At 44.1% G+C, this 14,582-nt stretch carries 12 protein-coding genes; 7 read left to right on the top strand and 5 right to left on the bottom strand.

The annotated features are described in order from the left end of the window. Positions 1-83: 83 nt before the first annotated feature. The gene (locus ABFW99_RS09575; protein WP_349354357.1) at positions 84-1,073 is read right to left on the bottom strand and encodes an asparaginase; all 990 of its coding nucleotides are present in this window, start codon (positions 1,071-1,073) and stop codon (positions 84-86) included. 230 nt (positions 1,074-1,303) lie between these two features. Between ABFW99_RS09575 and ABFW99_RS09570 the strand changes: the two genes are divergently transcribed. Beyond that, complete coding sequence (locus ABFW99_RS09570; protein ID WP_349354356.1) at positions 1,304-3,430, top strand: elongation factor G; 2,127 nt, start codon at positions 1,304-1,306, stop codon at positions 3,428-3,430. Between the two features lie 46 nt (positions 3,431-3,476). Here ABFW99_RS09570 and ABFW99_RS09565 read toward each other — a convergent pair whose 3' ends face one another. From ABFW99_RS09565 to ABFW99_RS09550, 4 genes are all read right to left on the bottom strand, one after another. After that, entirely contained in the window at positions 3,477-4,892 is a 1,416-nt protein-coding gene (locus ABFW99_RS09565; RefSeq protein ID WP_349354355.1) for an OstA-like protein, read from the bottom strand. 36 nt (positions 4,893-4,928) lie between these two features. Then, positions 4,929-5,483 carry an LPS export ABC transporter periplasmic protein LptC gene (lptC, locus tag ABFW99_RS09560; protein WP_349354354.1) on the bottom strand — a complete coding sequence of 185 codons (555 nt, stop codon included), beginning with the start codon at positions 5,481-5,483 and terminating at the stop codon, positions 4,929-4,931. A gap of 183 nt (positions 5,484-5,666) precedes the next feature. After that, positions 5,667-6,293: a uracil phosphoribosyltransferase gene (upp, locus tag ABFW99_RS09555; protein ID WP_349354353.1), complete on the bottom strand. Its 627-nt coding sequence runs from the start codon at positions 6,291-6,293 to the stop codon at positions 5,667-5,669. A gap of 2 nt (positions 6,294-6,295) precedes the next feature. Next, positions 6,296-7,939, bottom strand: a complete 1,644-nt coding sequence (locus ABFW99_RS09550; RefSeq protein ID WP_349354352.1) for an alanine/glycine:cation symporter family protein — start codon at positions 7,937-7,939, stop codon at positions 6,296-6,298. Between the two features lie 297 nt (positions 7,940-8,236). On the opposite strand from ABFW99_RS09550, the gene ABFW99_RS09545 reads away from it, so the two are divergent. From ABFW99_RS09545 to ABFW99_RS09520, 6 genes are all read left to right on the top strand, one after another. Continuing rightward, positions 8,237-8,530 carry an HU family DNA-binding protein gene (locus ABFW99_RS09545; protein WP_349354351.1) on the top strand — a complete coding sequence of 98 codons (294 nt, stop codon included), beginning with the start codon at positions 8,237-8,239 and terminating at the stop codon, positions 8,528-8,530. Between the two features lie 476 nt (positions 8,531-9,006). Beyond that, positions 9,007-11,904: a lamin tail domain-containing protein gene (locus ABFW99_RS09540; protein ID WP_349354350.1), complete on the top strand. Its 2,898-nt coding sequence runs from the start codon at positions 9,007-9,009 to the stop codon at positions 11,902-11,904. Between the two features lie 33 nt (positions 11,905-11,937). Next, positions 11,938-12,147, top strand: a complete 210-nt coding sequence (locus ABFW99_RS09535; protein ID WP_349354349.1) for a PID-CTERM protein-sorting domain-containing protein — start codon at positions 11,938-11,940, stop codon at positions 12,145-12,147. 71 nt (positions 12,148-12,218) lie between these two features. After that, positions 12,219-13,046 (top strand): nitrilase-related carbon-nitrogen hydrolase, encoded by an 828-nt coding sequence (locus tag ABFW99_RS09530; RefSeq protein WP_349354348.1) that lies wholly within the window; start codon positions 12,219-12,221, stop codon positions 13,044-13,046. A gap of 79 nt (positions 13,047-13,125) precedes the next feature. Beyond that, positions 13,126-14,340 carry a 2'-deoxycytidine 5'-triphosphate deaminase gene (locus ABFW99_RS09525; protein WP_349354347.1) on the top strand — a complete coding sequence of 405 codons (1,215 nt, stop codon included), beginning with the start codon at positions 13,126-13,128 and terminating at the stop codon, positions 14,338-14,340. Continuing rightward, the gene (locus ABFW99_RS09520; protein ID WP_349354346.1) at positions 14,337-14,564 is read left to right on the top strand and encodes a hypothetical protein; all 228 of its coding nucleotides are present in this window, start codon (positions 14,337-14,339) and stop codon (positions 14,562-14,564) included. Before ABFW99_RS09525 ends, ABFW99_RS09520 begins: the two co-directional genes overlap by 4 nt. Positions 14,565-14,582 lie beyond the last annotated feature (18 nt).

The raw sequence follows: 14,582 nt of genomic DNA, 5'->3' as shown, positions 1-14,582 counted from the left end.
TGTTAGGTGCAAGGTTTTAGGTGTTAGGTGTTAGGTTTTGGATGAAGCCTTCCTAAAACCTTGAGACTAACACCTAAAACCTATTACAGTTCCCCGGCCAGCGATTGCTGGAAACGTTGTTCAATATCGGTTTTGGAATCGTAATGTGCTAATAAAAACATGAGTTTGGTTACAGCCGCCTCCAGGGTAAGATCATTCCCACTAATGGCTCCGTGTCCTAAAGCGGCTCGCCCTGCGGAATATTGGGTGAGATCCACCGAATCATAATCTGCCTGGGATACGATGGCTACAATCACATCATGCTCCCGGCATTTATCCAAAAACGGAAGCAGGCTTTTTTCGCCTTTCACGCAGAAGTTCCCGCTTCCGAATGCCCGAAGAATTACTGCACGTACGTTGTCCAGCTTCAAATCCATCAAAAGCTTGGGATTCAGGTTGGGGTGAGCCGTAAGCACAAAAACCTCATCAGAATATTTAGCCACGTTTTCAAAATTTCCGTTTCCGAATTGCTCCTGAACGAGTGATTCAATCTGAATTCCTATATCAGCAAGGGGGGAGAAGTTGGGAGTACCGAACGCATCAAAATCGCCAATACTTAGTTTGGTGGCTCGATTCCCACGATAAAGGGCATCGTTGAAACAAATTCCGACTTCCTTAAAATCCATCGTAGCCAATTCGATGGCGTTTACCAGGTTCCGGCGAGCATCACTTCGAATGGTACTCATAGGCAATTGCGACCCGGTAAATATCACCGGTTTGCCCAGGTTCTTCAACCCAAAACTAAGGGCTGATGCAGAGTAAGCCATGGTGTCGGTTCCGTGCAGAATCACAAACCCGTCGAACTCATCATATTTTTCGTCAATACAACTGGCCAGTTTCACCCAGTGCCAGGAATTCAAATCAGAACTGTCTTCAAAAAACAAAGGAAAGGTTATAATCTCAGCAATTTCATTTAGCTCGGGAATCTCTTCATACAACACTTTCGACCATCGCTCCGGATCCAGTTCAACACCTGCTCCTTTGGCATTCATGGCAATGGTTCCCCCGGTCTGTATTAATAAAATCTTTTTCATGTTGATTTATTCGTGACTCCGTTTATTTTTGATCTTCACATTCTGTTCAAAAAGAATGGGTACTGTTCATTGATTTTGTGGCGCAAAAGCTGGTCGCGCTTTTTTACAAGTTAAGCTGCTATAACAAACTTAGCAGAAATTTTGCTGCTAAAGCACCAGGCACTAAAAGTAATTAATTATTTGGTGTTTTAGAGGTTTAGAAGCAGTTGATAAAAAAGAAAGGAATCACCATGAAAGTTTATAATCCTACCCGTATCCGTAATGTTGTTCTGCTGGGGCATTCCGGCTCCGGAAAAACAACGTTAGCCGAAACGATGCTTTTCGAAGCCGGAGCCATTAACCGACGAGGGTCGATAGAAGAAAAGAATACGATCTCCGATTATCACAATTTGGAGAAGGAGAAGCAGAAATCCATTTTCTCTTCTTTCATGAACCTGGACTGGCGGGGGCACAAAATTAATCTCATCGACACTCCCGGAACGTCAGACTATATCGGGGAAGTTGCCGGGGCCGTCCGGATTGCTGATACCGCTATTTTTGTGCTAAACTCGGAACAGGGGGTTGAAACCGCTACCGATTCACTCTGGAAATACGTGCAAAAGTACAGTGTGCCTTCCATGTTTGTGGTGAATAAACCGGATACGGATCAGTCTGATTTCTGGAAGACCGTTGATGAAGCCAAAGAACATTTTGGACGTGAAGTAACCGTAGTGCAGTATCCATTTAGTGAGGGGCCCGACTTTCATGCAATTATCGATGTGCTTCGCATGACCATGTATGAATTTCCGGAGAAAGGGGGCAAGCCGGATAAACTGCCGATTCCTGAATCTCAACAAGCCCGCGCACAACAACTGCACCAGGAATTAGTGGAAACCATTGCCGAGAACGATGAAACCCTGATGGACATCTATTTTGAGCATGGCGAGCTGGACGAAGAACAAATGCAGAAGGGATTGCATATTTCGTTAGTTAACGGACAGATATTTCCGCTTTTTGTGAACTGTGCTGCCAAAAATATGGGCACCGGTCGGGTTATGGGATTCCTCGATGATGTGGCTCCTAATCCACTGGAAGGCAATTCCCCCAAAACTGAAGATGGAGAAGTTTTTGAACTCGACCCTGATGGAAAGCCTGTGATGTTTTTATTTAAAACCCATTCGGAATCTCATGTGGGTGATTTGATCTATTTTAAAACGTATGGAGGTTCTATCCGTCCGGGGATGGATTTAATTAATAGTTCAAATGACTCGTCAGTCAGGCTCGGAAGTTTATTCCTTACGGAAGGGCATAAACGCATCGAGATCAGTGAAATTCAAACCGGGGATATTGGCGCGGTTGTGAAGCTGAAGGATGGAGAAGTTAACGACACCCTCCACGAAAAAGGACATGAAATTAAACTACAGGGAATTCAATTTCCTCCAACCACCATCCGGACAGCGGTAAAACTGAAGAAGGAGGGAGAAGAGGATAAACTGGGTCACGCGCTGCACCAAATTCACCGGGAAGATCCTTCAGTGGTGATTGAACACAGTCAGGAACTTCGTCAGGTCATTATTCATGGACAGGGAGAAGAGCATCTGGCCGTGATCGAGGATCAACTAAAGAATCGGTTCAAGCTGGACGTGGAATTCATCACTCCTAAAATTCCTTATCGCGAAACCATTACCAAAGGGGTTCGATCTCACTACAAACACAAGAAGCAATCGGGTGGAGCAGGACAGTTTGCAGAAGTGCATCTTTTAATTGAACCCTATACGGAAGGAATGTCAACACCGGGCGACCTCAAGGTTCGGGATGTGCAGGAACATGAACTGAACTGGGGAGGCAAGCTGGTGTTTCAGAATTGTATTGTGGGTGGCGTCATTGATAACCGGTTTATGCCGGCTATTCTAAAAGGCGTAATGGAGAAAATGGAAAATGGGCCAATGAGCGGCTGCCGTGCCCGCGATATCAGGGTTTCTGTTTTTGACGGCTCGATGCACTCGGTGGATTCCAACGAAGCTGCTTTCAAAACGGCTGCCAGAATGGCCTTCCGGGATGGTTTTATGCAGGCAAACCCTCAGCTGATGGAGCCGGTTTACGAGATCGAGGTGACGGTTCCTTCCAATTTTATGGGGGATGTGATGAGTGACCTTAGCACCCGTCGCGGCCAGATTCAGGGCATGGATGGAGAAGGTTCAATCCAGAAGATAAAAGCCCATGTACCACTGGAAGAGCTGGATCATTATTCAACCCGACTGAAATCCATGACTCAGGGCAGTGCTACCTATACACGGGAGTTTTCTCATTATGCCCAGGTTCCGCATGATGTTCAGAAAAGAGTGGTTGAGCAGAATGTGGATCTTCAGGAAGCCTGATGAACATCGAATAAGGAACACTAAACATTCCGTGTTGAAGTGTTCCTTATTTTTCAGGGTTGATGTATTCCAGATATCTGTTGGGTAGTTCAAAAGGACGCTTTTTGGGAACAGGTGGGAATCGGGGGACAACTTCATTTTCAGGGCGCTGTGGGCGACGTTCAGGGTTCCAGGAAAATCCGTCTAATTTACGGTCGGCCAGTCCGGGAAATTCTTCAAAGAAATAGCCATCATTTTTACCAGCTACCACCCGTTGCAGTTCACCGTTAGAAAAATACATGACCGTTTTAGGAGAGGCATACTCCACCGCTCCGTCCGGTTCACCGGCATCGTTCTGAGTGTGATATAAAACCTGACTATTTGGGTAGATTTTGATTTGGGAGATACTGCCGTCAGTGAAGTTGGATATCAACGTGTCGCCCTTAATTTGGTGAAGACGGCCGGTGGCACTGTCTTCCTGAACGGCAATGGTTTTATGGTATGATTTTAGTTGTTGAACTTCGTTGCTATCCATTTGAACAGTGATATAAGGCCCGGTGAGTTGGATATTATCATGCCAGGCAACGGGATTGGATATCAGCTCAAAAACTTCCGTTGAGGAATCAAATAAAAGTGTATCAGAAACGGAAGAGAATTTACGGGACCAAACCCTTACGTTTTCATATCCACGGATCAGGTTGGTTGAATCCTGCTCCAACAGTAACAGCTGATCACCAAAAATATGGGTGGTATCGGTGGTATCAGAACTGATTTTTCGCATATAGCCATTGCCATCCACAAAGCGCCTGCCGGTAGAATCAGCTTCCAGATAATCTCCGGTTAGAGTACCATTGTTGGTACTGTCGGCCACAAAGATATTATCATACAGTTGCAGGTATTGAGTGGACCGATTGATGAATAAGCTATCTCCTTCGGCGTACTGTGCTGAATCAGATAGCTGCACATTTCCTCTAAAAATGGCACTATCCTGATTTTGGAAATAGGTGCCCCGTTCAGCAATCAGCGTTCCGTCCTGATCTTCCAGCCGAATGCCATTATCAAAATAGGCGACTTTGGTGAAGAAGTTATAGTCTACTCTCTTACCAAAAAGGGTGGTACTGTCCTGCATGATAATTACCCGACCTCTTAGTAAACTCAGGTCGCGATTCGTGTAGTAATACAGGGTATCACTCCATATGGTCTCATCCGGAGTTTCAATTTGGATGTTGCCAAATGCCCGGATTTCGCTTCGGTTTATAAAGCGCCAGGCACTGTCGCAAACCATTTCAATATTTCCGGTAGTGAGGCGGGCGTTGTATAATTTCTGAATTTGTTCGCCACCCAAAGTGGCACCAACGGCACGGCTAAAGGATTCTATATTGACAACACTTTGACCTGATACCGACAGCGGCTGTAGAAAAAGCACTGCAACAAGCATAAGGGTACAACCCGGAATATTAAGAGGAGGAAGTAATTTATTCATGAACCGAATATACAATTACGCAGTGTTAGTTTATACCTAATCAATGACAGCGCGCCCACCGCCTTCATTCAGGGTATAGTTGGTAAGGTCTGAATCGCCAAAGAATCCTTCAGCTGCGATACTGTCGGGAGGGGAAATGAATATGACAAACTCCGGAGTGCTGACCCGGTCTTTTTGCCGTTCCCATTTCAGATATTCGGAACGCAGCTTTTTGCCTTCAGGGGCATTTACACGAACACTTCCAAACATCTCAAAAGCGGATTTATCGGGGAGATGAACGGCACTGTCGGTGTAAACGAAGGTGTCCGGTTTTCCTGCTTCATCAAAAATTTCGATATAAACAGGGCCCGAAATCTTAGTGATATTTTGGTTTTCATTTTTTATGGAAGCTGCATAGGTACCCGAAAGCTTTAAGGTTAGCTTACCGTCTTCCATAATTTCCATATTAATTCCCCAGCTTTCGGTAGTAGTGAACAGAGAATCGCTCAGGGCTTCCTGCACCTGCTTATTTTCAAAATCGGTAAGTTCGCCACATCCAAGTACCAGGAATAGCAAAAGTACCGGAACTATGGGTTTGAGGCTTTTGTGCATAGGTTAGTTGTACTTTTAAGCTTTCAGCCGTCAGCGTTCAGCTTTTATATTTTACGTAATCTCGCTGTGAATGCCTGAAATCTAATTTCTAGAAATAGATTTCTATTGTCGCATTTGGAAATCAGATCCGGACTGCATATGAAAGACTTAACAAGTTAAAAGCTGAAGCCTGAAAGCCACAAATTATAACGTCCCAAAATAGCGGTCACCGGCATCTCCGAGTCCGGGAACAATAAAAGCATTCTCATTCAGCTTTTCATCGATAGCGGCCGTGATTATAGGAACGTCGGGATGGTCTTCCCTCAGTCGTTTGATACCTTCCGGGGCTGAAATCAGCGATACAAACCGAATGTTATCTGCTCCGTTCTCTTTCAGGAATTTGATGGCGTGTGAGCCACTTCCTCCGGTGGCAAGCATGGGGTCAACAACCAGTGTGTACGCTCCTTTTAAGCCGCCGGGAAAATTGTGGTAATAGTTTACCGGCTCATGGCTTTCTTCGTCTCTATACACCCCAATGTGCCCGACCTTAGCATCGGGCATAAAGCTTATGATGCCATCCACCAGACTAAGACCGGCCCGGAGTATAGGTATCACAAAAACTTCGGCTGCCGGCTTGTAACCGGTCGCAGTTTGGATGGGAGTTTCCACATCATATTCCTGAAGTGGGAGATCGGTAAGAGCCTCAGCTGCGAGGATAGTACCGATGGTTCCCATAGCCCGACGGAAGGGAGCGGTCTCTGTATTTTTATCCCGAAGGATACTCAGGTACCGCTTTACGACCGGATGATCTATTTCAGTGACCATGTCCATACTTAAATTTCACCTTTAGCTTCGAGCTCATCCATTTTGTTGAAGTACTTCTTACTTGCTACAGCAACAGAGCCTGAAAGGGCAAACAGGGCAATGATATTCGGGAAGGTCATCAAACCAAGTGCAATATCACCGATTGCCCAGACCGTAGCCAGCGGGAATATGGCCCCGAGGAAGTGCATCCCCAGATACACGACTTTATAGTAAATAATGGATTTGTCGCCTGCCAGATACTGTATGGATCTGTCCCCGTAGTAACTCCAACTGATGGCCGTAGAGACTCCGAATAGGAGCACGCATATGGTTACGATATAATCACCGTAAGGGAAAATAGGTGCAAGACCCTTCTTGAAACCAAGGGATGTAAGCGGGGCTCCGTTTTCAATAATGCTTGTGTAGATATTATCAACTTCTTCACCGGCTTCATTGGTGAAAACACCAACACCGTCAACCATCACAAGGGTACCTGAGAAGGCAGTAGTCTGATCTTCATCAATAAAGAACTTACCGGTAGCGAAATCATTTCTCTCAACGGTACCGTTAACAGGCTCACCATCTTCAATCATCAGGGTATTGCTTCCATCGGTAATTTCAACCGCATTATTACTGTTTCCGGGCTCATAAACCATGTCGTGGCGCTCTTCCCAAACTCCGGTACTTACAATTACCAGTCCGGTCATAGTACAAACTACAATGGTATCAATAAATGGTTCAAGGAGTGCTACCACACCTTCACGAACAGGTTCTTCTGTTTTTGCAGCACCGTGAGCAATCGGGGCTGAACCCTGTCCGGCTTCATTGGAAAATAGTCCGCGCTTGATACCCCAAACCAAAGTAGTAAGGAATAATCCTGAACCCACACCAAACAGCCCTGCTTCAGGAGTAAAGGCAGAAGTAAAGATGGTTCCAAAAGCGGGGATCACGTCATCTGCATTGATAGCAAGAATAATAAGTGCACCCAACACATAAATAAGGGCCATAATTGGCATCAGGCGAGAGGTAACCTGCCCAATACGCTTGATACCACCTACAATCACGATACCTACAAAAGTAGCGGTAAACAATCCGGAAGCCCAGCTTGGGATCTGGAAGGTGCTGTACATGGTGTCAGCAACGGTGTTGGCCTGAACGGCATTACCGGTGAGGAATGAACAAATTACGGCCATGGCTGCGAAAAAGACGGCCAGCCATTTCCAGTTAGAACCGAGTCCCTTTTCGATATAATACATAGGACCACCGGAAACGGAACCATCGGCGTTTTGAATTCGGTATTTAACAGCAAGGGTACATTCTGTGTATTTAATAGCCATACCAAAAAAGGCGGTAACCCACATCCAGAAAAGAGCACCCGGTCCGCCATAATGGATGGCAATAGCTACACCTGCAATATTACCGATACCTACGGTTGCTGAAAGAGCGGTGGTGAGCGCCTGGAAGTGATTGACGTCACCGGTATCATCAGGGTTATCATAAATTCCCATTACGGATTTTATACCATGGGCAAAGCGTCTTATTTGTACAAAACCAAGACGAAGGGTAATGAAGATTCCAAATCCCAACAGCACCACAACCATGATAGGAAATTGTTCCGGGGTTGACCAAACCAGGTTGTTTAGCCAGTTTACAACTTGTTCAAATACTTCCATGAATAAAATTTTATAGGTTAAGAATATGTTAAGAGGGCAGGCTGAAAGTAAAAAACATTTGGGAATATTAAAGGGTTAACATTTGTGAAAGCTTTGGAGGGTAGCAGCGTGTATCAACGTAATACATTGTTAAGAGTAAACGGAATGGGGAAAAGCAGTGTTTACTCTCAGTGAATCATAAAATGACAAAGTTAACTCCGTATTTTGTTCAAGTACGTGAACGATTTCTCGGAAGCTTTGTTTTCATTATTGTATTTTTAAAAACCATAGATAAATTAATAAACAACCTTTTAGATTATGACTAAAGCAGATATAGTAGATGTAATTTCTTCATCTGTAGGGTTAACGAAAGTAGAAACTGAGGCGGTGGTTAACGGTTTTATGGAGACTGTTATTGACGCAATGAAGAGAGGCGAGAATATTGAGCTGAGAGGATTTGGCAGTTTTAAAGTTGTTAAACGAGCTCAGAGAGTAGCCCGTAATCCAAAAACAAATGAAGAAGTTATTGTGCCGGAACAATTTGCACCGGTGCTGAAAATGTCTAAAGATTTTAAAGAAGCAGTTAACGAAGCACACATGGTTGAAAATTGATTTAGAAAACCTGATAAAACTTCTTATTTTCTGAATTGTTCGAACAACAGTAATTTTTATAAAACAATATGTAGGTGAGTATTTATGCCAAGCGGTAAAAAAAGAAAGCGCGCCAAAATAGCCAAGCATAAGCGTAAAAAGCGTCTGAGAAAAAACAGACACAAGAAGAAAAAGTAAGATTTTATAAGGCTCCGGTACGGAGCCTTTTTTGTTTATTAAATATTAGAATTGAAAACCGGATAGCTGATATCCGGTTTTTTTGTTTTGGACAGAAAATCCCTAAAGACTCGCAAAGTTTTATTAGAACTCTATAATATTTGTTCGGGAGAGGGATAATAATGCTGAATAGTGTTTTTTTAGTAAGGGTAATGAACAACCTTGGGCAGTAAAACGAGTGTTGTCTTTCAAAATCCGGTTATACATCCTCTTCAAAATCTAAGAGGGTTCAGGTAGCAATCACTATTCAGATCATTTCTATGAAAAATATTACGAAACTGCTTTTTACACTTTCACTGCTTCTAAGTTTTTCTTTGGGGGTGCTGGGGCAAGTGAGGATAAATGAGATACGAGCAGATGATGCAAGTTCTGATGATATTGAATTTATTGAGTTGATTGGAGTCGCAGGAACTGATATTACCGATTATCAAATTTACCATGTAAATGGCAGTGGTGATTCAGAAATATTTACTCATACCATAGGGTCATTTACCATTCCGGATGATGGCATCACGGACAATGATTCGAATTCATTAGGTTTTTATGTTTTGGGTGCAAGTAGCTTTTCTACAGGTACTGATGAATCTACCTCTGGTTCGTTACAGAATGGACCGGACGGTATAATTCTTTACAATGCATCAGGTGATGTAATTGACGCTGTAGCTTGGCAAGGTGCCGGTGACATAAGCACAGATATTACGACCACAGGTAGTTCTTCAGCTGATAATTATTTACATGTTACCAGTGATGATGATAGTGGAGATAATAGTCTCCAAGCACCGGATGATGTTGTTGGAGATGATGGCAGTGGGTGGACTTTAGCTTCAGCAACAATCGGGTCTTTAAATGATGGTCAAACAAGTGGCTCGATCGTACTTGAGTCATCTGTCAAATCAGAACCAGCAAACCACGCCTCTTCTTTCTCAGCTTCGGGGTCTATAAATTCTGTAGATTTATCGTGGACTGATGCAACCGGCTCCCCATTACCGGATGCCTATCTGATAAGGGTAAGTGATGTGAGTTTTGGATCGATTTCAAGTCCGAGTGATGCAACAGCGGTTACTGACGATTCGGACCTGTCCGATGGATCAGGTGCACTGAATGTGGCTATTGGGGAAGAATCAGCTTCTTTCACAGGTCTGGATGAAACAACAACCTACTACTTCAAGATCTTCCCTTACACAAATTCAGGTTCCGATATCGATTATAAAACAGATGGTACGGTTCCTGAAGATGATGCCACTACTTTAGAAACTCCGGATATTATTTTTAATGAAATTTTAGCCGATCCTGATGGTTCAAGTGGTGATGCTAACGGGGACGGAATCGTTGATACCGATGATGATGAATTCATTGAATTGGTCAATTATGGGGCTACGGATTTAGATATCAGTAATTGGGTTTTTTCTGATAACAATACCGATAGATATACTTTCCCAGCTTCGACTACATTAAAGCCTTTGCAAGCGGCAGTAATATTTGGTGGAGGTACACCGACAGGAGATTTTGGGAACAGCTTTGTTGATTCTACTTCTTCATTAGGACTCAACAATTCAGGTGAAACAATAACTCTGAAAAATGGGTCAGGAATTGAGATTATTAGTTTGACCTATGGTTCAGAAGCCAACAGCGATGAGTCAATCACAAGAAACCCTGATTTAACGGGTAGTTTTGCACAGCACGAAACCGCTGATACCAAAGACGCCTCCTCCTTTTCTCCCGGAACCCGAATTGATGGCACTTATTTTCAGCCATCTACCGTAATTACCGGCAGTGCGGGCTGGCGTTTGCTTTCCCTTCCGGTTGAGGATGGAACCGTAGCCGATATTTCGGATAACACCGCGGTTCAAGGGGTATCCGGTGGTGATAATTCAGGATCAGATCCTAATTTCTTTTACAACCCTGCTTTTGATGGTTCCGATCAGTCAGACTATTTGGTTCCAACTAATACAACTACTCCATGGGGGGATGGGTTAGGCTTTTTCCTTTATTTCTTTGATAACTCCACAGCAGGAAGTTCACCGCTGCCGATCACCCTTGATGCTTTCGGGAATGCACCTGATACAGATGTACAAGTAACAGTATCCGATACCTGGACACTGGCCGGAAATCCTTATAACAGTAATCTCTCCATCGATGATATTTCAGGGGATGATGGTGGTAATGGCGTAAATGACGGACTAATGAGTCCTGTTTACCTCTATGATTCGTCAGGCTGGGTGACAGTCAATTTGGGAAGTGGTTATGTAATAGGAGACTGGAGTGGTTTTTTTGTTCAAAGATTTAGCAGCTCTACCACTCAGTTAACTATGCCGACTTCAGCTGCTACAACGGATACGGTTAAACTTTCCAAGCTGGATACCGGCACTAATTTCCGCCAGGTTGACCTGTTACTGGAGGCTCCGGGCGGTTTATCGGATCAAACCAATAAGCTCTACTTTTCGGACCATTCTACTTCAGGAAAAGATGGTTTTGATGGAGGGAAATTAACACCCATGAATGGTTCGCCTTACATGGCTTTTGAAAACGATTTTGGGAATGGGAAAGAACTGTTGGTTCAGGATGCACGTCCTCTGAATCCGGCCGAAGAAATGTGGTACGAACTGGTTATCGGTGATAACGGAATTTCCGGTACTTATACCCTAACCTGGCCGGAATTAAAGAATATTCCGGAGGATTGGGAATTTACTTTGAATGATTATGAAACCGGCGAATCCGTAATAATGGCTCCGGGTACATCCTATACTTTTGAAGTAGAAGCAACACAGAAACAAAAAAAGACGAAGACTTTTCGGGTCTCAACTGCACAAGCAAAGCCAGAGGATGTTAGCTCGCGATTCTCAATTGTTTTGAAAACCAGTACAACAACAAGCACAGAACAGGTGGATACCCCGGAATCTTTTGCACTTCGACAAAACTACCCGAACCCGTTTAACCCGAATACTACAATCGAGTATAGTGTGTCGGAGCCGGCACCGGTTATACTTACCGTGTATAATGTGATGGGACAACAAGTTGCCACGCTTGTCAATGAAACAAAATCGGTGGGCACTTACCGGGTGAGCTGGAATGCAACTGATATGGCAAGTGGTATATATCACTACCGCCTGCAGGCCGGAAACCAGGTATTGATTCGTCAAATGACCTTAATTAAGTAATTGCAGTTAGTCTGCTCTAATTATTCCCTGACTATGAAATCACTGATCTATTTTTCTTTAGCTATTGTGTTCACTCTTCTGTTCACTACTGTTCTATTTGCTCAGCCTTCTGCACCCATGAATCCAACGCAAGCACCTATTGATGGGGGCTTAAGCCTGCTTGCAGCAGCCGGAGGAGGGTACGCCATCAAAAAGCTCAGAGACCGAAAAAAGAGATTGATGAAAGAAGAGCAGAAGTTCTGATTCATTTCTACATAATGTTTTTTTCTTATTAGCTTCCCCTACACGATACGATTCATTTATTCCCGTTTTATATGAAAGTTGCCCTCATTCAACAATCCTGTTCTGAGAACAGAGATGAGAATCTTAAAAAAGGAATTGAGTTGGCAAGGAAAGCAGCCAAGGCAGGTGCTAATGTCATTTGTTTTGCTGAACTGGCTTTTGAGCCTTTCTATCCTCAGTTTCAAAATCCGGAGAAACCATCTGAGCTTGCAGAATCCATTCCGGGAAAAACTACAGATGCCTTTTCAGAGCTGGCAAAAGAATTTGGCGTGGTTATTATCTTAAACCTGTATGAGAAAGATGGTGATGATCTTTACGATAGCTCTCCGGTTATTAATACAGAGGGCTCTATTATAGGAACAACGCGGATGGTTCATATCACCGAATATGCCTGTTTCCATGAGCAGCAGTATTACACGCCGGGTGACAATGGAGCTCCCGTATACGATACGCCTTTTGGAAAAATTGGTATAGCCATATGTTACGACCGGCACTACCCGGAGTATATGCGAGCTCTTGCCTTGGCCGGAGCGGACATAGTTTTTATTCCACAGGCCGGTTCAGTAGGCGAGTGGCCGGAGGGATTGTATGAGGCTGAGGTGAGGACGGCTGCTTTCCAGAATGGATATTTCGTGGCTTTGTGCAACCGTGTGGGGGAAGAGCCTAAGCTTACTTTTGCCGGGGAATCATTCGTGTGCAATCCTGCCGGTGAAGTAATAGCCAGGGCAGGTGAAGGAACGGAGGAAATATTATACGCTGAGCTTAACCTGAAAGAGATAACCGAATCTCATGCTAAGAATTTATTTTTAAGAGATAGGCGCCCCGAATTGTATGGTAAATGGCTAACCCAACAGAAATGAAAATGGATATTCACTATTCAATATTGAATATTCGGGTGTGGTCGTTATCTTCAGTCGAAAATAAGCACGCTATTTGACTATGCCCGAGACTCTGAAAGAAGTTCAGCTTCGCACAAAAGGAATTTTACCGGTCCAAAAACTCAAGTTACTTCATGCACTTGGTATCATTTCATCTGACTCAAACTACCCCATTCAGGATGATCAGTTTCAACCCAACTCCATAGATCTGCGCCTTGGTGAAGTGGCCTATCGTGTCCGCTGTAGCTTTCTTCCCGAAAATGATTCCGTGGAAGAGAAGGTGGAAAAACTGAAAATGTATGAAGTGCCCATCACCGATGGAGCTGTTCTTGAGCAAAATTGCGTGTATATCATTCCTCTGCTTGAAGAGCTGAACCTCCCTGAATCAAACAATACGATTCAGAAAGGAATGTTGAACGGGAATAATGAAAAGAGTGAGGTTAAACTGGGTATGGTTGAAAATCTTTCTGCTAAGGCAAACCCCAAAAGCTCAACCGGCCGGTTGGATGTATTCACCCGTGTGATCACCGATTATTCCCATCGTTTTGAAGAAGTGACCCCGGGTTATTGTGGAAAGATGTACCTGGAAGTGGTACCCAAATCATTCTCAATTAAAGTGAAAACCGGGCAAAGGCTAAATCAGCTGCGCGTTCGGCATGGATTTGAAGTACTTCCCGACCAGGATTTACTACGGGTACATGCAGCAGATCCTCTCTTATTTGATGAACACAGAGAGCCTGTTTCCATGGAGAAGATCAAGGTTAAGCAAGGCCTTTTTATGAGTGTAGACCTGAAGGGGAAGAAAGGTGACATCATCGGATACAAGGCGAAGAAGCATAACAATTATATTGACCTGGAAAATATCGGCCACTACGCGGTAGAAGAATTTTGGGAGCCGATTTATGCCCAACAGAACGATCAGCTTATTCTGGAACCGGAGGCTTTTTATATTTTTGCATCCAAAGAACGAATCCGGGTTCCGGCTCATCTTGCCTGCGAAATGATGGCCTATGATACCGGGTCGGGCGAATTACGAACACATTACGCGGGGTTTTTTGACAGCGGCTTTGGCGGATCGGTTGAAGATCAGGGAGCAAGAGCGGTACTTGAAGTCCGGTCGCATGATGTCCCCTTTATGATTGAGGATGGCCAGACCATGTTCAGCATGCAGTTTGAACCCAATGCTGAGAAACCGGATTTTGTGTACGGTGAGGAAATTGACAGTAACTACCAGGGGCAGGATTTAAAGTTAGGTAAGCATTTTAAGCAACCATGAGCCGATATTTAGTCAACCGATGTATTTGCCACAGCAGAAGCTTCGAAGAAGTTAAGTTACATGCTGAAGAGAACGGGATTACATCCGTTGAAGAACTTCAGGCTGATGACTTCTGTAGCTGCGGGTGCGGACTTTGCATTCCCTATATCGAGTTAATGTTCGAAACCGGTGATACGGAATTTGAGCCCGGAGCGTACTACAAAAAAGCTTCAAACGCAGATTAACTGCTCTGCTCGGTGATC

It is taken from the genome of Gracilimonas sp. BCB1, from assembly GCF_040117685.2.
Taxonomy (GTDB): domain Bacteria; phylum Bacteroidota; class Rhodothermia; order Balneolales; family Balneolaceae; genus Gracilimonas.
This window is presented reverse-complemented; position numbering and strand designations above follow the sequence as displayed.